The 19,511-nt window shown below is 60.4% G+C and carries 13 protein-coding genes and 6 pseudogenes; 15 read left to right on the plus strand and 4 right to left on the minus strand.

Features of this window, described 5'->3' with window-relative positions; genetic code table 11:
- Window positions 1-129 precede the first annotated feature (129 nt).
- The 5 genes and pseudogenes from CES87_RS21025 to CES87_RS21045 all read left to right on the plus strand — a co-directional run bounded on the left by CES87_RS21025 (window position 130) and on the right by CES87_RS21045 (window position 4,546).
- Window positions 130-1,017, plus strand: a complete 888-nt coding sequence (locus CES87_RS21025; RefSeq protein ID WP_128607618.1) for an acyl-CoA dehydrogenase family protein — start codon at window positions 130-132, stop codon at window positions 1,015-1,017.
- A gap of 182 nt (window positions 1,018-1,199) precedes the next feature.
- Window positions 1,200-2,294, plus strand: a complete 1,095-nt coding sequence (locus tag CES87_RS21030) for a serine hydrolase (protein ID WP_128607619.1) — start codon at window positions 1,200-1,202, stop codon at window positions 2,292-2,294.
- Window positions 2,291-2,620, plus strand: coding sequence for an amidase (locus tag CES87_RS21035; RefSeq protein WP_128607620.1), 330 nt, complete (start codon window positions 2,291-2,293; stop codon window positions 2,618-2,620). Before CES87_RS21030 ends, CES87_RS21035 begins: the two co-directional genes overlap by 4 nt.
- Before the next feature lie 201 nt (window positions 2,621-2,821).
- Complete coding sequence (locus CES87_RS21040; RefSeq protein ID WP_128607621.1) at window positions 2,822-3,412, plus strand: YceI family protein; 591 nt, start codon at window positions 2,822-2,824, stop codon at window positions 3,410-3,412.
- 79 nt (window positions 3,413-3,491) lie between these two features.
- Window positions 3,492-4,546, plus strand: a pseudogene (locus CES87_RS21045) (phosphatidylserine/phosphatidylglycerophosphate/cardiolipin synthase family protein).
- A gap of 148 nt (window positions 4,547-4,694) precedes the next feature.
- Here the strand turns inward: CES87_RS21045 and bglX are convergent.
- A pseudogene (bglX, locus tag CES87_RS21050) lies at window positions 4,695-6,985 on the minus strand (beta-glucosidase BglX).
- 233 nt (window positions 6,986-7,218) lie between these two features.
- Here bglX and CES87_RS21055 point away from each other — a divergent pair.
- The 4 genes and pseudogenes from CES87_RS21055 (at window position 7,219) to CES87_RS21070 (ending at window position 10,776) form a co-directional block, all read left to right on the plus strand.
- Window positions 7,219-7,824 (plus strand): LemA family protein, encoded by a 606-nt coding sequence (locus tag CES87_RS21055; protein WP_128607622.1) that lies wholly within the window; start codon window positions 7,219-7,221, stop codon window positions 7,822-7,824.
- A gap of 121 nt (window positions 7,825-7,945) precedes the next feature.
- Window positions 7,946-8,700 (plus strand): annotated as a pseudogene (locus CES87_RS34080) (YgcG family protein).
- Window positions 8,701-8,743: 43 nt separating this feature from the next.
- The gene (locus CES87_RS21065; RefSeq protein ID WP_128607623.1) at window positions 8,744-9,361 is read left to right on the plus strand and encodes a TPM domain-containing protein; all 618 of its coding nucleotides are present in this window, start codon (window positions 8,744-8,746) and stop codon (window positions 9,359-9,361) included.
- Between the two features lie 202 nt (window positions 9,362-9,563).
- Window positions 9,564-10,776 (plus strand): annotated as a pseudogene (locus tag CES87_RS21070) (SAM-dependent methyltransferase).
- 127 nt (window positions 10,777-10,903) lie between these two features.
- Here CES87_RS21070 and CES87_RS21075 read toward each other — a convergent pair.
- Window positions 10,904-11,794, minus strand: a complete 891-nt coding sequence (locus CES87_RS21075) for a DMT family transporter (RefSeq protein ID WP_128607624.1) — start codon at window positions 11,792-11,794, stop codon at window positions 10,904-10,906.
- A 277-nt stretch (window positions 11,795-12,071) separates the two neighbouring features.
- Here CES87_RS21075 and CES87_RS21080 point away from each other — a divergent pair, with 277 nt between their 5' ends.
- The 3 genes from CES87_RS21080 to CES87_RS21090 all read left to right on the plus strand — a co-directional run bounded on the left by CES87_RS21080 (window position 12,072) and on the right by CES87_RS21090 (window position 13,491).
- The gene (locus tag CES87_RS21080) at window positions 12,072-12,653 is read left to right on the plus strand and encodes a DJ-1/PfpI family protein (protein WP_128607625.1); all 582 of its coding nucleotides are present in this window, start codon (window positions 12,072-12,074) and stop codon (window positions 12,651-12,653) included.
- 14 nt (window positions 12,654-12,667) lie between these two features.
- On the plus strand, window positions 12,668-12,973 hold the full coding sequence (locus CES87_RS21085) for a ribbon-helix-helix domain-containing protein (protein WP_128607626.1): 306 nt from the start codon (window positions 12,668-12,670) through the stop codon (window positions 12,971-12,973).
- Window positions 12,974-13,146: 173 nt separating this feature from the next.
- Window positions 13,147-13,491, plus strand: coding sequence for a YegP family protein (locus CES87_RS21090; protein WP_128607627.1), 345 nt, complete (start codon window positions 13,147-13,149; stop codon window positions 13,489-13,491).
- A gap of 78 nt (window positions 13,492-13,569) precedes the next feature.
- On the opposite strand, the gene CES87_RS21095 is transcribed toward CES87_RS21090, so the two are convergent.
- Both CES87_RS21095 and CES87_RS21100 read right to left on the minus strand, forming a co-directional pair.
- On the minus strand, window positions 13,570-14,589 hold the full coding sequence (locus CES87_RS21095) for a DUF4917 family protein (protein WP_128607628.1): 1,020 nt from the start codon (window positions 14,587-14,589) through the stop codon (window positions 13,570-13,572).
- Between the two features lie 93 nt (window positions 14,590-14,682).
- Entirely contained in the window at window positions 14,683-15,849 is a 1,167-nt protein-coding gene (locus CES87_RS21100) for a multidrug effflux MFS transporter (RefSeq protein ID WP_128607629.1), read from the minus strand.
- 201 nt (window positions 15,850-16,050) lie between these two features.
- On the opposite strand from CES87_RS21100, the gene CES87_RS21105 reads away from it, so the two are divergent.
- The 3 genes and pseudogenes from CES87_RS21105 (at window position 16,051) to CES87_RS21115 (ending at window position 19,345) form a co-directional block, all read left to right on the plus strand.
- Window positions 16,051-16,959: a LysR substrate-binding domain-containing protein gene (locus tag CES87_RS21105; protein WP_128607630.1), complete on the plus strand. Its 909-nt coding sequence runs from the start codon at window positions 16,051-16,053 to the stop codon at window positions 16,957-16,959.
- Window positions 16,960-17,212: 253 nt separating this feature from the next.
- Window positions 17,213-18,405 (plus strand): annotated as a pseudogene (locus tag CES87_RS21110) (CaiB/BaiF CoA transferase family protein).
- Window positions 18,402-19,345 (plus strand): annotated as a pseudogene (locus tag CES87_RS21115) (hydroxymethylglutaryl-CoA lyase). Before CES87_RS21110 ends, CES87_RS21115 begins: the two co-directional pseudogenes overlap by 4 nt.
- Window positions 19,346-19,511: the final 166 nt, after the last annotated feature.

Genomic DNA, 19,511 nt, shown 5'->3' on the forward strand with positions numbered 1-19,511 from the left:
CCGTCTTTGGGTTACAGCGGATCGACTTTCTTTATCCAGCCTTGTTGTGCAAAGTCAGGCTATGTAGCCCCGGTGTCATCGCCATTAAGCTTTGGTGATGCTTATATGACAGCCCTCAAGGAGCCTCTTATGCCCTGGCAAATCCTGTTGAATCGCCGTGATCGCTTGCCCGCCAACCCGGACCTGGAAGAAGGCTTTGCGACCCTGCTGCATCAGATGGGCGCGGTCACTCCATTCGAGTTGGCAGTGGTGGGCGCAAGAATGATGGCGACGCCGGGGCTGGCGTTTCTGGTGGGCTATCAGGCGGCGCTGCGCATGCTCTGGCCCAGCGCGCCCCCGAGCCTGGGCGCAATGTGCGCCACCGAGCAACGCAGCCTGCGACCGGCCGACATGCAAACCCGGCTAAGCGGTTTGCGCTTGAGCGGGCGCAAGGATTTCGTCACCGCGGGCGACGCCGCCGACTGGCTGTTGATTGCCGCCCGCAGCGAACAACCCGGTGAAGAGCCGCGCCTGAGCCTGGCGGTGGTCTATCCCGGTGAACCGGGCGTGCGGGTGGAAAAACTTCCCTCGATGACGTTGATGCCGGACATCAGCCTCGGCCGGTTGTTTCTGGATAACGCTCAGTGTGAATTGCTGGCCGGGGATGGTTGGGATGCTTACGTCAAACCATTTCGTACTCTGGAAGATATCTGTGTGCTCAGTGCCATGACCGCTTGGCTGTATGGTGTCGCTCAGGACAGTGACTGGCCGCAGACCCTGCAACTGCGGTTACTGGCGCTATTGGCCGGTTGCGCGGAAGTCAGTCGTCAGGCACCGAGTAGTCCGGCGGGGCATGTGTTGCTGGGTGGGTTGTTTGCGCAATTCGAGGGGCTCAAAGGTGAGATCAATGAAGCGCTGGACGAGGGGCCGCCGCAGTGGGCGGCGATGTGGCAGCGCGATCAGGCTGTGATGGATTTGGCGGCGGGTGCGCGGGGCAAGCGGTTGGCCAAGGCGTTGGCGGGATTGTCGTCTGGCTGAAGGGCCTCTTCGCTGGCAAGCCAGCTCCCACAGGAGATGCGTCGTACACAAAATTTTTTTCACACCCGATATCCCTGTGGGAGCGGGCTTGCCCGCGATGAGGACCTGACTGGCGACACAACTTTCAAAACTGTCATCATCCTCGACTAGGCTCACCAGGTTCATCCCCATGAGCCCCCACCATGTTCAAAGGCCTGTCCCTGTTTTTCACGCTGCTGCTCAGCCTTGTGGCCCACGCCGAAAACTGGCCCGCCGAGCAATGGCCGACCGGCCCGATCATCACCGGCCCGGCGCTTCAGGCGCTTGAGGCGTACGCCTTCCCACCTCGCGATGACACCACACGAAAAGGCATCCGCACCGACGCCTTGCTGGTGATCCGCGACGGCCGGTTGATTTACGAACGCTACGCCGGCCCCACCACTGCCGACACGCCGCACCTGATCTGGTCGATCAGCAAGAGCTTGATGGCCACGGTCCTCGGCGTGGCCTACGGCGAAGGTCGCTTCAAGCTTCGGGACCCGGCCGCCAAATTCTATCCGCCCCTGCAAAAACACCCGGAAATGACCATGGCCGACCTGCTGCACTGGGCTTCCGGCTTCGATTGGCAGGAGGATTATGAATACGCCCCGTTGAACTCCTCGGTGGTGGCCATGCTCTACACCCGTGGCCACACGGACATGGCCGCGTTCACCGCCGATCACGGCACCTATGCCGCATCGGGGCAGGCGTTTCGCTATTCCAGCGGTGACAGCGATCTGTTGTCCGCCGCGTTGAAAACCATAGTCGGCCCGGACCGCTATGCGGATTATCCCTGGACCGCATTGTTCGAGCCGCTGGGCATTCGTCATGCGGTCTGGGAGACCGACGCCACGGGCACTTTCGTCGCCTCGTCCTATGCCTACCTCACCGCGCGGGACCTGGCCCGCATCGGCCTGTTGATGGCCCGCGACGGTCGCTGGGGCGAGCGGCAATTGCTACCCAGCGACTGGGTCGCGTTCAACCGCGAGCCGTTCGCTCATTACCGGGCCAATCAGGATGATGAGGTGCCCGGCGGCCATTGGTGGCTCAATCGTGCAGCGGACGGGGCCGCCCAACCCTGGCCCGATGCCCCTGTCGATACCTTCGCCGCACTGGGGCATTGGGGGCAGGCGATGTACGTGATCCCCAGCGAAAACCTGGTGATCGTCCGCTACGGCGATGATCGCGATGGCAGCTACCGGCACAACGAATTGCTCAAACTCGCGCTCAAGGCCTTTGGCGGGAAGGTGCAGCCATGAACCGTCGCAGCTTTGTGCGTCGCCGGCCTTTCAGCACGTTGCTATTGATCCTGCTGGTCGCCTTGTTCGGCTGGATCTGGCAGGAGCGGGTGGCGCTGTGGGCATTCCCGGACATCATCAGCGCCTACACCGCCAAGGAATATTGCTCGTGCCGTTATGTGATGAGTAACGACGCCGGGTATTGCCACAGTTACGTGAAACAGTGGCTGCCCATCAGCGGGTTTACCGATGACACCGCCAGCAAGCGCATCACCGTCAGCGGCATGGGGCGAAGTAACAGCGCGCAGTGGATAGGCGAGCGCCAAGGCTGCCGCTTACAGCCCTGAACACCGCCCGCCTGTAGGAGCAAGCTTGCTCGCGATGGTCGTTAACGATAACGCGGGGTAGCAGGATAAGCGCGGTGATCTTGACTGCATCGCGAGCGAGCTCGCTCCTACAGGGGGAAAGCGTCGCCCGTGGCAACAAGTTTGCAATTGGCTCGCGGCCAGTTAAGGTTCAGCACAGGTTTATCTCCCCCACGAGTCTTTATGTTCAAGCGGTCTGTCACCCAAACCCTCGCCATTGTGCTGCTGACCGGTGCCACCCTATCGGCCCATGCCGATTGGTATCTGGACGGTGAGTCTTCACGGCTGTCGTTCGTCAGCACCAAAAACGCCAACATCTCTGAAGTGCAGCGCTTTCTGGTACTGCACGGCAAGGTCGATCCCAAGGGGCTGGCGCAGATAGAAGTCGAGCTCGATTCGATCAACAGCGGCATTCCATTGCGCGATGAACGCATGCGCAAGGAGCTGTTCGAGATCCAGAGCTTTGCCGAGGCACTGATCACCACGCAGATCGATCTGCGCCCGATCAACGACCTGGCCCCCGGTGCGCAACTGGAACTACGCCTGCCGCTGACCGTCGATCTGCATGGCAAACAACACACGTATAACGCCGAACTGCTGGCCACGCGTCTGGATGACCGACGTTTCCAGGTGGTGACCCTGGAGCCGCTGGTGATCAATGCCGAAGACTTCGACCTTGCGCCGGGTCTGGAAGCGTTGCGCAAGGTCGCCGGCCTATCTGCCATTAGCACGGCGGTGCCGGTGGGTGCGGTCCTGATCTTCACGGCGCGCTGACATGGCCGGCGCAATTTTCCCGTGGCGTGAAGGCAACAGCTTCGAACTGCTGATCGACGGCCCGCAGTTCTTCCCGCGCATGTTGGTGGCAATTGCCCGCGCCGAAGAACAGGTCGAACTGGAGCTTTACCTGGTGGAGGCGGGCGCCTGCGCCGAGGCCATGGTGCAGGCGCTGGTCCAGGCCGCCGAGCGCGGTGTGCGGGTGCGCTGCCTGTTCGACGATTACGGCAGCCTCGCTTTCACACTGACGTTGCGCCAGCGCCTGATGGCTGCCGGGGTCGAGCTGCGTTTCTACAATCGCCTGAGCTGGCGGCGCTGGGTCGGCAACTTCTATCGCGATCACCGAAAGTTGTTGCTGGTGGACCAGAGTCTGGCGGTGGTCGGCGGTACAGGGGTCACCGATGAGTTCTGGACGCCGGGCGAAGAGGTCAGCGAATGGCATGAGGTGATGGTGGAAATCACCGGCCCGCTGGTGATCGACTGGCAACTGCTGTTCGACCGCCAATGGATCGCCAACCGTCATCGTCGCGCGTGGAAACCCGCCGCACATTTCGGTCTGCCGCGTCTGCCCCGCTTGCCATCCACGGGCGAGGGTATGGGCCGCGTTGCTTATGCCGACGCCCGCCAGCACCGTGACATTCTGCAATCGCTGATTCGTGCGCTGAACAGTGGCCAACGGCGCATCTGGTTGGCCACGCCGTATTTTCTGCCGACCTGGAAGGTCCGTCGCTCCCTGCGCCGTGCGGCCTCCCGTGGTGTCGATGTGCGGCTGCTACTGACGGGACCACGCACCGATCACCCTTCGGTGCGCTACGCCGGGCATCGCTACTACCCGCGTTTGCTCAAGGCGGGGTGAAGATTTTTGAGTACCAGCCGTGTTTCCTGCACCTGAAAATGGTGCTGATTGATGACTGGGTGAGCATCGGCTCGTGCAATTTCGATCACTGGAATCTGCGCTTCAACCTCGAAGCCAATCTCGAAGCACTGGACCCTGGACTGACCCGGGCGGTGGCGGGGAGTTTCGAGAAGGACTTTACCCTGAGCCAGGAAGTCAGCCTGGAGGCATGGCAACGCCGGCCGCTGTGGCGACGGGTGAAGCAGCGGTGTGGGGATGGGTGGATCGGGTGGTGGTGAATCTGCTGGATCGACGGGGATAGTCGTCGTAGAGATCGTTCCCACGCTCTGCGTGGGAATGCCTCTAGGGACGCTCCGCGTCCAGTGACGCGGAGCGTCACGGGCTGCATTCCCACGCGGAGCGTGGAACGATCAGTCCGAAAGGGGATTACAGCAACTCAAAGCTCTGCTGCGTCACGTCCCTGGAATCCAGGCCGATCTGCACGTTGAACTTGCCCGGTTCGGCGGCGTATTTAAGCTGGGCGTTGTAGAACTTCAGGTCGTCCTCGGTGATGGTGAAGTGCACGACCTTCTGTTCACCGGCCTTGAGCATCACTTTCTGGAAGTTCTTCAGTTCCTTGAGCGGACGGATCATCGAGCCGGTCACGTCCTGGATGTACAGCTGGACCACTGTTTCGCCGTCACGCTTGCCGGTGTTTTGCACGGTAACGCTGGCGTCGAGCTTGCCGGTCTTGTTTAGCGTGGTCGATGACAGGGCCATGTTGCTCAGGCTGAAATCGGTGTAGCTCAGGCCGTAGCCGAACGGGAACAGGGGACCGGTGGTGTCATCGAAATACTGCGAGGTGTAGTTGCCCGGTTTGCCCGGTGTGAACGGCCGGCCGATGCTCAGGTGGTTGTAGTAGGTCGGAATCTGCCCCACCGAACGCGGGAAGGTGATCGGCAGTTTGCCCGACGGGTTGTAGTCGCCGAACAGCACATCGGCGATGGCGTTGCCGCCTTCGGTGCCGGTGAACCAGGTTTCCAGGATCGCGTCAGCTTGTTCGTTCTCTTCGAGAATCGACAGCGGACGGCCGTTCATCAGCACCAGCACCAGTGGTTTGCCGGTGGCTTTCAGGGCACGGATCAGCTCGCGCTGGTTTGCGGGATGTTCAGGTCGGTGCGGCTTGACGATTCGTGGGACATGCCGCGCGATTCACCCACCGCCGCGACCACCACATCAGCTTCCTTGGCGGCTTTCACCGCCTCGTCGATCAACACGTTCGCCGGACGCGGATCATCGACGACTTCCGGTGCATCGAAGTTGAGGAAGTTCAGGTAATCCAGCACCTTTTTGTCGCTGGTGATGTTGGCGCCACGGGCGTAGATCAGCGTCGATTGCGCGCCCAGAGCGTTGGTCATGCCGTCGAACAGGGTCACCGATTGTGCCGGTTTACCGGCGGCAGCCCAACTGCCCATCATGTCGATCGGGGCCTTGGCCAGCGGGCCGACCAAGGCGATTTTCGCGCTCTTGTTCAGCGGCAGGGTTTCGTTGCGGTTTTTCAGCAACACCTGGCTGCGACGTGCCACGTCACGAGCCTCGGCGCGGTGCAGGCGGCTGTCGGCGTAGGTATCGGCCGGATCATCCTCGGCTTTGCCGATGCGCAGGTACGGGTCTTTGAACAGGCCCATGTCGTATTTGGCATCGAGCACCGCACGCACGGCATTGTCGATGTCGCTTTGCTTGATCTCACCGGATTTCAACAGCCCTGGCAGCTCCTTGCCGTACAGGGTGTCGTTCATGCTCATGTGGATGCCGGCCTTGATCGCCAGCTTCGCCGCTTCGCGACCGTCAGCGGCGACGCCGTGCTTGATCAACTCGAAGATCGCCCCGTGGTCGCTGACGGCCAGACCCTTGAAGCCCCATTCCTTGCGCAACAGGTCGTTCATCAGCCAGGTGTTGGCGGTGGCCGGCACGCCGTTGATCGAGTTCAGCGCGACCATCACCCCGCCGGCGCCGGCGTCAATCGCAGCGCGATACGGTGGCAGGTAGTCCTGGTACATCTTGACCGGGCTCATGTCGACGACGTTGTAGTCGCGACCACCCTCGACTGCGCCGTACAGGGCGAAGTGCTTGACGCTGGCCATGATGCTGTCGGCGGCGTTGGCGCCAGTGCCCTGGAACGCCTTGACCATCACGCCGGCAATGCGCGACACCAGGTAGGTGTCTTCGCCGAAACCTTCGGACGTACGGCCCCATCGCGGATCGCGGGATATGTCGACCATTGGTGCGAAGGTGAGGTCGAGGCTGTCGGACGCGGCTTCCTTGGCGGCGATGCGCCCGGACAGGCCGATGGCGTCCATGTCCCAGCTCGAAGCCAGGGCCAGCGGAATCGGGAAAATCGTGCGGTGGCCGTGGATAACGTCATAGGCGAAGAACATCGGGATCTTCAACCGGCTGCGCATGGCCGCGTCCTGCATTGGACGGTTTTCCGGGCGGGTGATCGAGTTGAACGTACCGCCGATGTTGCCGGCTGCGATTTCCTTACGGATCAGCTCCCGGGGCATTTCCGGGCCGATGCTGATCAGGCGCAACTGGCCGATTTTTTCATCGAGGGTCATTTGCTTCATCAGGTTGCTGACGAACGCGTCCTTGTTCTCCAGAGGTGCGGGCGTCGTGGCGGCCAATACGTTATGACTGGCCAGGCTGACGAACAGGCCCAGCAAACACAGCTTATTCATGAATTTTTTCTCAAGGGCCCAAACGGCGATGGTCACGCCGGCCTGCCAAAAATTAGGGAACGTCTATTGTTGTTCGGGTGCTGACTCAAAAAACGACAGCCAAAAAATGGCAGTCAAAAAACGACAGCCGGATGCCGGATGCAATCCAGTGGCGCGGGCGATTATGCCCCAAGAGCCGGCCGAGAGTGTTGCAGGTTGTTTTTTCCATGAAATGTGAAGGGAGTATCACCCTGATGAATGTTCCACAGTCCTACCGGTCGCGGCTGCAAGTCGCCACATTGCTGGTGCTGGCCACGTTGCTGACCGCCTGCGGCATCAACAATATCCCGACCCTCGATGAGCAGGCCAAGGCCGCCTGGGGTCAGGTTCAGAACCAGTATCAACGCCGCGCCGACCTGATTCCCAACCTGGTGGAAACCGTCAAGGGCTATGCCGCCCATGAAAAAGAAACCCTGACCGCCGTCATTGAGGCCCGGGCCAAGGCCACCTCGATCCAGGTTGACGCTTCCACCCTGGACAACCCGGAAAAGCTCAAGCAGTACCAACAGGCTCAGGATCAACTCAGCGGCGCCTTGAGCCGCTTGATGGTGGTGTCTGAACGCTATCCGGATCTGAAGGCCAATCAAAACTTCCTCGCCCTGCAATCACAACTTGAGGGCACCGAGAACCGGATCAGTGTTGCGCGGCGCGACTTCGTTCTGGCGGTGCAGAAGTACAACACCGAGATCCGCACGTTCCCCGGTCGCCTGTGGCACAGCGTGATGTACAGCAACCTGCCGGTTCGCGAGACCTTCGAGGCTACGCCAGGTTCGGAGAAACCACCTGAGGTCAAATTCTGATCTGGATGAATAACGCTGTAGGAGCCGGCTTGCTGGCGATGATGTCTCAGTGACAATGGTGTTGACTGACACTCCATCGCCAGCAAGCCGGCTCCTACAGGGTGCATAAATGAGGTTGCCCATGCGCATGTTGAGAGCTGGCCTGGTGCTGTTGTTGTGGGTGTTTGCCCTTGCGGTCCAGGCCGAATTGAAGTTCCCGGAACTCACCGGTCGGGTGGTGGACAACGCTCAGATGATCGAGCCACCGGTGCGCGAGCAGCTGACGCAACAACTTCAGGCCCACGAGAAAGTCACCGGTGAGCAGCTTGTGATAGTGACGTTGCCGGACTTGCAGGGCACCGACATTGCCGACTTCGGCTATCAACTGGGCCGCTACTGGGGGATCGGCCAGAAAGACAAAAACAATGGCGCGTTGCTGATAGTCGCCCGTGATGAGCGCAAACTGCGCATTGAAGTTGGCTATGGCCTGGAAGATCGCCTGACCGACGCCCAGAGTTCGGTGATCATTAATCAGGTGATTACTCCGGCATTCAAGGCCGGCAATTACAGCAAAGGCATTAGCGACGGGGTGGCGGCGATGCTGGTGGTGCTGGGCGGCAATCCCCTGGACGAGCCATCGACCGTGTATGAATCCGGCGGCGATCCGAGTGACGATTTCGTTTCGCGGCATCCGGGGTTGTTCGTGTTTTTGGTGTTGTTGTTCATCCTGACTGTTTTTATCTGCCAGATGCTCGGTATCCTTCCCGCCGGCCGCGGCGGTTCGGGCGGCTCGGGGGCGGTTTCGGCGGTGGAGGTTTTGGCGGCGGGGGTGGAGGCGGCGGCTTCAGCGGCGGCGGGGGCAGTTTCGGGGGTGGCGGTTCGTCGGGCGGCTGGTGAGAAAACTGCAGGTAAAAACAATAACGATCAGGCATTCAACGACATGGCATTACTGACTGAACACGAACAACGCAAAGTCGCCGAGGCAATTGCCCGGGTCGAGCGCGACACCGACGCGGAACTGGTGACGGTGCTCGCGGCCCGTGCCGACGACTATGCGTACATCCCGCTGCTCTGGGCCAGCCTGCTGGCGCTGGTGGTGCCGGGTATCGTGCATTACCTGACAGGCTGGTTGACCCTGCACAGCCTGTTGCTGGTGCAATGGATCAGCTTCATCGTCCTGTGTTTGCTGTTCCGGGTGCCGAAAATCACCACCCACCTGATCCCGCGTTCGGTGCGTCACTGGCGCGCCTCGAACCTGGCGCGTCGCCAGTTCCTGGAGCAAAACCTGCACCACACCGTGGGCAGCACCGGCGTGTTGATTTTTGTGTCCGAAGCCGAGCGGTATGTGGAGATTCTGGTAGATGAAGGCATCTCCAGTCGTCTCGACAACAAGAACTGGGATGCGATCGTCGCGGCGTTCACCCAGCAAGTGCGGCAGGGGCAGACATTGCAGGGCTTTGTCAGCTGCATCGAAGCGTGTGGTGAGTTACTCAAGGTTCATGTGCCGGTAACCCATGTGCGCAATGAATTGCCGAACCGGTTGATAGTCTTGGGCTGATTCTTTGTAGGAGCGAGCCTGCTCGCGATGGTGGTCAACGATAACGCGGGCTTGCAGGATAAACGCGGTGCTCTTGTGTCCATCGCGAGCACGCTCGCTCCTACAGGGGAGCCGTTCGTAAATAACTGCGTGTCCTGAACGACCATCCCCCCTAAAATACCCGCCATTCCCCGATCCGCACCGCCCTGAGGCCGTTTTTTCCATGTCTGTCACTGCCACTCCCGCCAGCCTTGCGCCGGATCATCACGCCCAGTTTATCGACCTGCTGCAAACCAGCCTCGATCAAAACGCCTTTATCAAACTGGTGCTGGCCAAGTACGTCGGCGATGAGGCGGACCTGCAACGGATCATCATCAAACCGGTGTCGGTCAAGGCGCAGCCTTGCCTGTCCTTTGTCTACCGCTACAAAACCCGCGATATCACCAAGAACCTGCCACTTGCCGAAGGCGTAGCGACGATTGGCGGGCTGTTGCCGGCGGAATTCAAAAATGCGCATTTGTTGTCGCTGACCGACGAAGCCCAGCTCGAATACAGCAAAAAGGGCAAGAGCTCGCTATTCAAGAGCAAACCCCAGCAACTTCGCGAAGTGCCGTCCGTCGAGCACAACCGCGAGAAAAACCGCTTTCTCGATCTGAGCCGGCCGTTTCTCGCCGATCTTGGCGTGACCAACAAGCAGCATGAGCTGATCCCGGCGATGTCGCGCAAATGGAAGCAGATCAACAAATTCATCGAAGTCTTCAGCCATGCGCTGACGTCATCGCCGCTGGCGCTGGATAAACCGGTGCGCGTGGCGGACTTCGGATCGGGCAAGGGCTACCTGACCTTCGCTATACACGACTACCTGCGCAATACCTTGAAGGCCGAAGGCGAAGTCACCGGTGTCGAGTTGCGTGAAGACATGGTTACCCTGTGCAACACGGCGGCGGCAAAGCTTGAGCATCCGGGCTAGTGTTCAAGTGCGGCGACGTGCGCAGTGTGGCGCCGAGCGAACTGGACGTGATGATCGCGCTGCACGCCTGCGACATCGCCACCGACTATGCGATTCACACCGGCATTCGTTCCGGGGCTTCGATCATCATGTGTTCCCCGTGCTGCCACAAACAGATCCGCCTGCAAATCCAGAGCCCGGCGCTGCTCAAGCCGATGCTGCAGTACGGGTTGCATCTGGGCCAGCAGGCGGAAATGGTCACCGACAGTTTGCGTGCGCTGTTCCTCGAAGCCTGTGGCTACGAGACCAAGGTGTTCGAGTTCATCTCACTGGAGCACACCAACAAGAACAAGATGATCCTGGCAGTCAAACGCGCTGAGCCGGTTGATCCAGCCCGGCTTTTGGCGAAGATCCAGGAATTGAAGGATTTTATCACATCAGCGAACATTGCCTGGAAACCTTGTTGCGTTCCGACGGCTATCTCTGAACCCACTCTGTAGGAGCCGGCTTGCTGGCGATGGCGCCCTCAAGATCGCCTTCGCCAGCAAGCCGGCTCCTACAGGCCGATGACGTTCTTGAGGACGCCTTCGCCGGCAAGCCTGGCTCCTACAGGGTTAGGCGGTGGCAGCCTGCGCCGGTTTGATCGCCGTCTTGCGCCCGAGCATAACGGTCACGATCACACCGGCAGCGAACAGCCAGGTGATCGGCTCGACATGTTCACCGAAGAACAGCGCTGAAAAAGCGATGGTGAAGAAGATCTGCAGCAACTGGATCTGACTGACCCGGGCAATGCCACCCATGGCCAGCCCGGCATACCAGGCGAAGAAGCCGATGAACTGCGAAAACAGCGAGACGTACGCGAAGGCCCACCAGGTTTTGCTCGAAATTTCACCCTGATGCTGCAGCGCCAGGTACGTCACCGGGCCGATCAGCAATGGCGTCGACAAGACCAATGCCCAGCAGATCACCTGCCAGCCGCCCATCTCCTTGGCCAACCGGCCGCCTTCGGCATAGCCCAAACCGCCCACCGCAATGGCCCCGAGCATCAGCAAGTCACCAGCCTGAATGCTGCCGGCACCGCTGATCAGTGCATAACCGAGCACCAGCGCACTGCCCAGCGCGGCACAGGCCCAGAAGGCTTTCGATGGGCGTTCATGGGACAGCCACGCGGCGTACAGCGCCACGCATAGCGGTTGCAGGCCATTGACCAGAGCGCCGTGGGACGCCGGCAAGGTTTGCATCGCCCAGGCCGACAAAACCGGAAACCCGAGGATCACCCCGGCAATCACCAGGGTCAGGCCTTTGACTTGCTTCCAGGTGGGCCATTTTTCACGGCGCCACAGCAACAGCAATGCCGCCGGCACCGCCGCGAACAACGCCCGGCCCAGGCCGTTGAGCAGGGGATGAAGTTCCTGCACGACGATCCGCGTGAAGGGCAGGGTGAGGCTGAAAATGACGACGCCGAGCAGGCCCAGGGCCATGCCGGTGTTTTCGCGGGAGGACATGTTGGCAACCAGAATCGTGGGTGAGGGGAGGTGTCTTCATCTAGCCATAAACCCGAGGTGAATCGCTGTTACAGCTAGGCGCAGAGTTATCCGTACAGTTTGAGGGCCTCTTCGCGGGCAAGCCTCGCTCCTACAGGGATCGCATTAAACCTGTGGGAGCGTGGCTTGCCCGCGATGAACGATAACGCGGTAGTAGCCGGTTGTTACCCGACTCGCCGGATAAGGACTACCTTGAATACTCCTGCATGCCCACGCATTTCCCAGAGGAGTCCTCCCCATGGCCGCTAAAAAAATTCTGATGCTGGTCGGCGATTACGTCGAAGACTATGAAGTGATGGTGCCGTTTCAGGCGCTGCTGATGGTCGGCCATACGGTGCATGCCGTTTGCCCGGACAAAACCGCCGGCCAGACCGTGCGTACGGCCATCCATGACTTCGAAGGCGACCAGACCTACAGCGAAAAACCGGGTCACCTGTTTGCCCTCAATTTCGATTTTGCCAAGGTCAATGCCGCGGACTACGACGCACTGCTGGTGCCCGGCGGTCGTGCGCCGGAGTACCTGCGCCTGAACGAAAAAGTCCTGGAACTGGTGCGCGATTTCGACAAGGCCGGCAAGCCGATTGCTGCCGTGTGCCACGGTGCGCAATTGCTGGCGGCAGCAGGGATTCTCGAAGGGCGCGAGTGCAGCGCTTATCCGGCTTGTGCGCCTGAGGTACGCCTGGCTGGCGGTACGTTTATCGATATTCCGGTGACGGACGGCCATGTTCAAGGCAATCTTGCCACCGCGCCGGCCTGGCCCGCCCATCCGAACTGGCTTGCCGGTTTCCTTGGGTTGCTGGGCACGAAAATCACGCTGTAACGAGGACCCCGTCCATGTGCGAGCTTTACGTCAAAGCCGACCCGATTCTCTACGAATCGCGCTCCCGCTCGCTGCGTATCTGTGGGGTGGTCACTACGCTGCGGCTGGAGAATCAGTTCTGGGACATCCTCAGCGAAATCGCCGAGGTCGATGGCATGACCACCAACCAGTTGATCGCCAAGCTGTATGAAGAGGTGATGGACTACCGCGGCGAGGTGGTGAATTTCGCCTCGTTTTTGCGGGTGAGCTGTACCCGGTATCTGAGTCAGAGGCGGGGGGCGGTTCCGGAGTTGTCGGTGGTGCGGACGGTGGCGAAGTAGACACATTTGTATCGACCCGACCGGTCTCTTCGCGGGCAAGCCCGCTCCCACAGGGATCACGCTAAACCTGTGGGAGCGGGCTTGCCCGCGATGAGGCCCTTCCAGGCGACAGAAATCCCAGGCTGGTCTTTACTCTGAAGCGCGCAACCTCTCAATCGCCAAGGAGAAAGAGCATGTCCGGATGGTACGAAGTGAGCAAAAGCAGCAGCGGTCAGTTCAGGTTTGTGCTGAAGGCGGCGAACGCCGAAACCATTCTGACCGGCGAGCTGTACACCACCCGCGCCGCGGCCGACAAAGGCATCGCGTCAGTCCAGGCCAACAGCCCACTGGATGAGCGCTACGAGAAAAAAACCACCAAGGATGGCCATCCTTATTTCAATCTCAAGGCCGATAACCACGAAATTATTGGCAGCAGCGAGGCGTACTCCTCACCGACGGCCATGGAAAAAGGCATCGCCAGTGTGAAGGCCAACGGGCTGACAAAGGTGATCAAGGACAAGACCCTGCCTGTCCTTTAGCACCACCGCCGCTCTCACAGATTCAGCGCGATCCCTGTGGGAGCGGGCTTGCCCGCGAAGACGTCAGTTGCGGCGCTGCTAGACCTCAACCGGCACGGTGAGTTTCGGACTACCAAGCGCATGGCTCTTCGAATCAAAAAACCGCAACTCAACCCCCGTCCCCTCAAACACCTTCGTGTAATGCCGCTTCTGATGCTGGATAAACGCCTTGCTGCGCGGATAAATCGAGATCGCCACGACCTTCGGTTTCGACTGGCGCAAGGCATGCACGATGTGGCTGTCCTGCTCGCCCAACGCATGACCAAAGATGCACAAACCGTCGCCATGGCCAAGCAACTGGTCGTAGCAGAACGACAGGTAATCCGAGCTGCGAATGGTCTTGAGCTTGTCCGCGCTCGGTCCTTCATTGATGAACAGCGGCACGTCATCGAGGGTCTTGATCGTGTTGTTGATGGCGAAACTGCCCAGCAAGGTGCCCTCGGTCGACATCAGTTTGCGCGCCGTTCCGTCCTGATTGCGCACCAGATGCAGGCCGCCGTGCAGGTACAGCAAGCGGGTCTTATCGGCGGCGGTGGCGCTCAGGTCAAAGGCCGGTTCGGCACCTTGGAACAGATCGGTGATCGCGTCCGCTTGATGCTGGATCGCCCAGTGATTGAGCAGGTCGTAGTTGGTGGTGAACACCGTGCGGTAGCTGGCCAGTTCCTGATTGATCGTCGCCAGGGTTGAAGCTTCGACCAGGCGCCACGGGATGTGTACCGCGTGCACGGTGTTGATCAGCGCTTCCTTGATTGCGTAGTAACGATTACGCGGTGCAGCGGAGCTGACGGCCAGGGCCTTGTTGACCCGGCTAGTGGTCTTCAGCGCGCTCAGCACCTGCTCGAAGCTGCGCGTCTGCATCGCATCGAACACGCTCAGCTCGGAAGGGCTCAGGGGTTTTTCTTCGACGGTGCGGGCGTTTTCAAATAGCGAGTCGTATCCGAAGTCGTCCCACACCGCGCGGCTGGCGCCGTTACCCACCAACAAACCGTCGAACGCAGCGCTGGTGCGCAAGGCGTTCCAGTCTTCAAGTTGGGCATCGACATCCTGGAAATCGGTCATTGCAATCAAAGTCTCAAAGCAAAAGTTTTGATGGGCGGCGACTTTATCACGAGCGGAGGTTGAGCCAGATCAATGAGATTACTGCATGGCTCTTTAAGCGGTTTTGCTGCCAGGTGCGAGCATCACGCAGAGCATCGCACCCAATGCCAGCAAGGTGCATAACAGAGAAAGTGGCCAGGCTTGCTCACTGGCTATCAGGCTGGCGATACCTCCAATGGCAGCGGCCATCAGTTGGTGAATGAAACCACTTAACGCCATTGCATAAGCACCGCCGACCGGCGAGCCGTCGTTGGCCAGGGAGAGGCTTATCGGGTAATTCAGCGATTGGCCAAACACCGCAAAGCAATAGGGCAACCAGAACATCAGCGCGATGGCGGTGCCGGTAATGCTACCCAGCAACATTACTGCGCTCCCAGCCAGCACCAGCCCCACACCCATCGTCATCAACCAGCGTTGTCCGGTACGCAGCACGAACCTGTTGACCCCCAACGCCCCCAGAAAATATGCCGCACTGATTGGCCAGCCCAATAGCCCATATTCCACGGCCGACCAGTTGAACGGTCCTTGCAGGATCAGCGGCGCGGCTGTGTTGAACGCGACGATCACTCCGTAACCCAGGCCGCCGGTGAGGGCTGGCAACAGAAAGGCTCGATCACGCAGAATGCGCCAGTAGCTCGACCAGGCGGAGGAGGGCACATTGCTCTCGGTCAGGAATGGGAACTTAACCCGCGCTACTAGCCCTGCCATCAACAGGCTCGCACCACCTAGCAGGTAGAAAATCGCTGGCCAGCCCAGCGCGACTTGAATAATTGACCCCAGGTACTGGCCGATCCCCAGCGCCACCACGAAGGATATCGAAATCCAGGAAAGCGCCTTGGCAAGCAACTCCCCCTGGAAACTGTCGCGAATCAGCACCCGCGCCATGACGGAAATCCCGCTGGCGCCAATGCCCTGAACCAGTCGAAGTAACAGGAACGATTCGAGCGTCTGGCTCAGCGGCAGCGCGAGATTGCCCAATCCATAGATACCGAGCGCAACGAGCAGCACTGGTTTTCGGCCAATGCGCTGACCGAGGCTGCCCCAGAACAGCATCGGCAGTGCCATGCCAATCAGATACACCGCCAACCCCCATGAAACCTGCGAGGCATCAGCGGATAGATTGCGAGCCATCTCTGGCAGCGCCGGCAGGTAAATGCTCATGCCCAACTGCGCGAGAAAAACTGTGCTGCAGGTAACGAGGAGGGTGGTGCTGCTCTTCATGGAGGACCTTGATTGGCTTTTTTGCGAAACAATACCTAACCGGTAGGTCAGCGGCGAATAGTGCATGTCCTGAAATTTACGCGACGTGATCCAGACATGTGTAGGCAAATACGCAGCGTCTGAGGACCACTCGATTTGCGTCGCGAGAGGTAAAGCGCGATATCCTGCCGTTTCAGTCGACCCTAAGCCATCGAGCCCCCCATGCTGCAAAAAAGCCTGATCCGCCGCCTCGACCTGATCACCCTGCAACTGTTTGTCGCCGTCCATGAAGAGGGCACGCTGACCCGTGCCGCTGCGCGTGAAGCGATTGCGGTGTCGGCGGCGAGCAAGCGTTTGATGGAGCTGGAGGAGGCGCTGGGCATCGGCCTGTACGTGCGTCAGGCCAAGGGTATGACGCTGACACCTGCGGGTGAAACGCTGTTGCACCATGCGCGGCAGATGCTCTTCAACCTGGAGAAAATGGGTCTGGAGCTGGGTGAGCACAGTCATGGTGTGCGTGGTTATGTGCGAATGCTCGCCAATCTGTCGGCGATCATCCAGTTTCTGCCGGAAGACTTGCGGGACTTTTCCGAGCGTCACCCGCAGGTCAAGACCGATCTTGAAGAACGGCCCAGCGCCGGGGTGATTCAAGGCGTGCTGGATGGCGTGGCCGACCTCGGGATCTGCTCCATCGACAGCGACGTCAAAGGCCTGCACAGCGTGCTGTACCGACAGGACAAACTGGTTGTGTTGATGCCGCCGCATCATCCTTTGGCCAGCCGTTCGAGCCTGGCGTTCTCCGACACACTGGACAGCGATTACGTCGGGCTGCATTCGGCCAGTTCGATCAATATGCGCACCCACGCCGCGGCGCGTCAGGCTGGCAAGGTGTTGCGGCTGCGCATTCATGTGCCGGGGTTCGATGCCATGTGCCGGATGGTCCAGGCCAACATGGGCATTGGCATCTTGCCGCACAAGGCCTATGAACTGTTTGGCCGGGCATTGGGCTTGCATGCGGTGCCGTTGACTGACGACTGGTCGGATCGGGCGTTGATTCTGGTGGTGCGTGATGAGGCGTCGCTGTCGCCGGTGAGTCGGATGTTGTTTGAGCATTTGCGTGGGCAGGTTTGAGTTTTTCATTGGCGGGGCCGGCCTCTTCGCGGGCAAGCCTCGCTCCTACAGTTTTGTGGTTGACACAAAATTATGTGTCGACGCTACCCCTGTAGGAGCGAGGCTTGCCCGCGAAGGCTGACCTGGGGTCGCGGTCATTTCCTCGCAGAGCCTTCGCGTTTCGCGAACGCCCGTTGCTAACTGAAGGTTGGATTCCTGGCCCCTTCGTCCTCTAGCCTTGGCCACATATTCCAAGAACAAGAGGTACCCCGCGATGACTGCCCCCTTAAGTGCAATCAAAGTGATCGAGATCGGCACGCTGATCGCCGCGCCGTTCGCCGCGCGCATGCTTGCCGAGTTCGGCGCCGAAGTGATCAAGATCGAAGCCATGGGGCAGGGTGATCCCCTGCGCAAATGGCGCAAGCTGCACGAAGGCACTTCGCTGTGGTGGTATCTGCAATCGCGCAACAAGAAGTCCCTGGCACTGAATCTGAAATCCCCCGAAGGCATCGAACTGGTCAAACAACTGGCGACCAGCGCCGACGTGCTGATCGAAAACCTGCGTCCCGGCGCTCTGGAAAAACTAGGCCTGGGCTGGGACGTGCTGCACGCTCTGAACCCTAACCTGACCCTGGTGCGAATTTCCGGTTACGGCCAGACCGGCCCGTACCGCGACCGTCCGGGTTTCGGTGCCATCGGCGAGGCCATGGGAGGCATCCGCTACACCACCGGCACCCCCGGTTCGCCGCCAGCGCGTGTAGGTGTCAGCCTCGGCGACTCACTGGCTTCGTTGCACGCGGTGATCGGCGCGCTGATGTCGCTGCTGCGGGTCAAGACCGGGCAGGGCGGCGGGCAAATCGTCGATGTGTCCCTGGCCGAAAGCGTGTTCAACGTTATGGAAAGCCTGGTGCCGGAATACGACATGCTCGGCCATGTACGTGAGCGCAGCGGCGGTGCGTTGCCGGGCATCGCGCCTTCCAACACCTACCTCACGGCCGATGGCGCTTACGTGGTCATCGCCGGCAACAGCGATCCGATCTACCGCCGCCTGATGAACACCATCGGCCGCGCGGATCTGGCCGATGCCCCGGAATTCGCCCATAACGACGGGCGTGCGGCCAAGAGCAATGTGCTTGATGCGGCGATTACCCACTGGACCAGCAGCCTGCCGATCGACGACGTGCTGGCCGCACTGGAAGCCGCTGAAGTCCCGGCCGGGCGCATTTATTCGGTGGCTGACATCGTTGCCGACCCGCACTATCAGGCGCGTGACATGCTGCTCAACGCCGAGCTACCGGGCGGCGCCACGGTGAAGATGCCAGGCATCGTGCCGAAACTTTCGGAGACCCCGGCGGCGTGAACTGGTCTGGCCCCGGATTAGGCCAGCATACCGACGGTATCCTCGCGCAACTGGGCCTGACCGTTGCCGACATCGAACGCCTGAAGGTCGAAGGAGTGGTGCAATGATCACTGACTATTCCGCCAGCCTGATTGTGCAGGAAGTCTCCCCGCGAGACGGCTTGCAAATCGAGCCGACCTGGGTCGAAACCGTCGACAAGATCGCCCTGATCGATCAATTGTCGATGGCCGGATTCAGCCGCATCGAAGGCGGTTCGTTCGTGTCGCCCAAGGCCATTCCCGCATTGCGCGATGGCGAACTAGTGTTCAAGGGCATCACCCGCCAACCGGGGGTGATCTACGTCGCGCTGATCCCCAACCTCAAAGGTGCGCAACGGGCATTGGCCAGTAGCGCCGATGAGCTGAATCTGGTGATGTCGGCGAGCCAGACCCACAACTTGGCGAACATGCGCATGCGTTGTGAGGACTCGTTGGCGGCGTTCGGTGAGATCGTGCGATACGTGGGCGACACGAAGGTGCGTCTTAACGGCAGCATCGCCACCACCTTCGGTTGCCCGTTTGAAGGCAAGATCGATGAAGACCGGGTACTGCAGATCGTCGAGGCCTATCAGGAACTCGGCATTCAGGGCATCACCCTGGCGGACACCACCGGCATGGCCAACCCGCGTCAGGTCGACCGATTGGTGCGGCGGGTCTTGCAGCGGGTGTCGCCAGCGGACCTGACCCTGCATTTTCACAACACCCGTGGCCTCGGCCTGTGCAATGTGCTGGCGGCCTACGAGGCCGGTGCCCGACGCTTCGACGCGGCACTCGGCGGGCTCGGCGGTTGCCCGTTTGCACCGGGGGCCTCGGGCAATATCTGCACGGAAGACCTGGTCAACCTGTGCGATGAAGTCGGCATTCACACCGGATCGATCTGCCACTGTTGCTGAAATTGTCGCGAGGCTTGCCGGCGCTGCTCGGCCACGAAGTGCCCGGCCAACTGGCGAAGGCCGGCCGCAACTGCGACCTGCACCCGTGCCCTCCTGACTACACCGGCCCCCTGTAGGAGCGAGCATGCTCGCGATGGATGTCAACGATAACGCGTGAAACCTGACACCCAGCGTCGCTCTCGGGTTCATCGCGAGCATGCTCGCTCCTACAGAAACCGGAAAACCGCAAAACGAACATTTACCAGACAACAAAAACAATCGGACACCCCAAGGGAAGTCCGC

The sequence above is a fragment of the Pseudomonas sp. ERMR1:02 genome (assembly GCF_002277815.1).
In the GTDB taxonomy this organism is placed as follows: Bacteria; Pseudomonadota; Gammaproteobacteria; order Pseudomonadales; family Pseudomonadaceae; genus Aquipseudomonas.

What these genes read in the sequence shown, in the direction of transcription:
- CES87_RS21100 (WP_128607629.1), bottom strand. Translation starts at nt 15,849, where the DNA reads ATGAAGAGCAGCACCACCCTCCTCGTTACCTGCAGCACAGTTTTTCTC.
- CES87_RS21025 (WP_128607618.1), top strand. Translation starts at nt 130, where the DNA reads ATGCCCTGGCAAATCCTGTTGAATCGCCGTGATCGCTTGCCCGCCAAC.
- CES87_RS21035 (WP_128607620.1), top strand. Translation starts at nt 2,291, where the DNA reads ATGAACCGTCGCAGCTTTGTGCGTCGCCGGCCTTTCAGCACGTTGCTA.
- CES87_RS21040 (WP_128607621.1), top strand. Translation starts at nt 2,822, where the DNA reads ATGTTCAAGCGGTCTGTCACCCAAACCCTCGCCATTGTGCTGCTGACC.
- CES87_RS21085 (WP_128607626.1), top strand. Translation starts at nt 12,668, where the DNA reads ATGTGCGAGCTTTACGTCAAAGCCGACCCGATTCTCTACGAATCGCGC.
- CES87_RS21075 (WP_128607624.1), bottom strand. Translation starts at nt 11,794, where the DNA reads ATGTCCTCCCGCGAAAACACCGGCATGGCCCTGGGCCTGCTCGGCGTC.
- CES87_RS21030 (WP_128607619.1), top strand. Translation starts at nt 1,200, where the DNA reads ATGTTCAAAGGCCTGTCCCTGTTTTTCACGCTGCTGCTCAGCCTTGTG.
- CES87_RS21065 (WP_128607623.1), top strand. Translation starts at nt 8,744, where the DNA reads ATGGCATTACTGACTGAACACGAACAACGCAAAGTCGCCGAGGCAATT.
- CES87_RS21090 (WP_128607627.1), top strand. Translation starts at nt 13,147, where the DNA reads ATGTCCGGATGGTACGAAGTGAGCAAAAGCAGCAGCGGTCAGTTCAGG.
- CES87_RS21095 (WP_128607628.1), bottom strand. Translation starts at nt 14,589, where the DNA reads ATGACCGATTTCCAGGATGTCGATGCCCAACTTGAAGACTGGAACGCC.
- CES87_RS21105 (WP_128607630.1), top strand. Translation starts at nt 16,051, where the DNA reads ATGCTGCAAAAAAGCCTGATCCGCCGCCTCGACCTGATCACCCTGCAA.
- CES87_RS21080 (WP_128607625.1), top strand. Translation starts at nt 12,072, where the DNA reads ATGGCCGCTAAAAAAATTCTGATGCTGGTCGGCGATTACGTCGAAGAC.
- CES87_RS21055 (WP_128607622.1), top strand. Translation starts at nt 7,219, where the DNA reads ATGAATGTTCCACAGTCCTACCGGTCGCGGCTGCAAGTCGCCACATTG.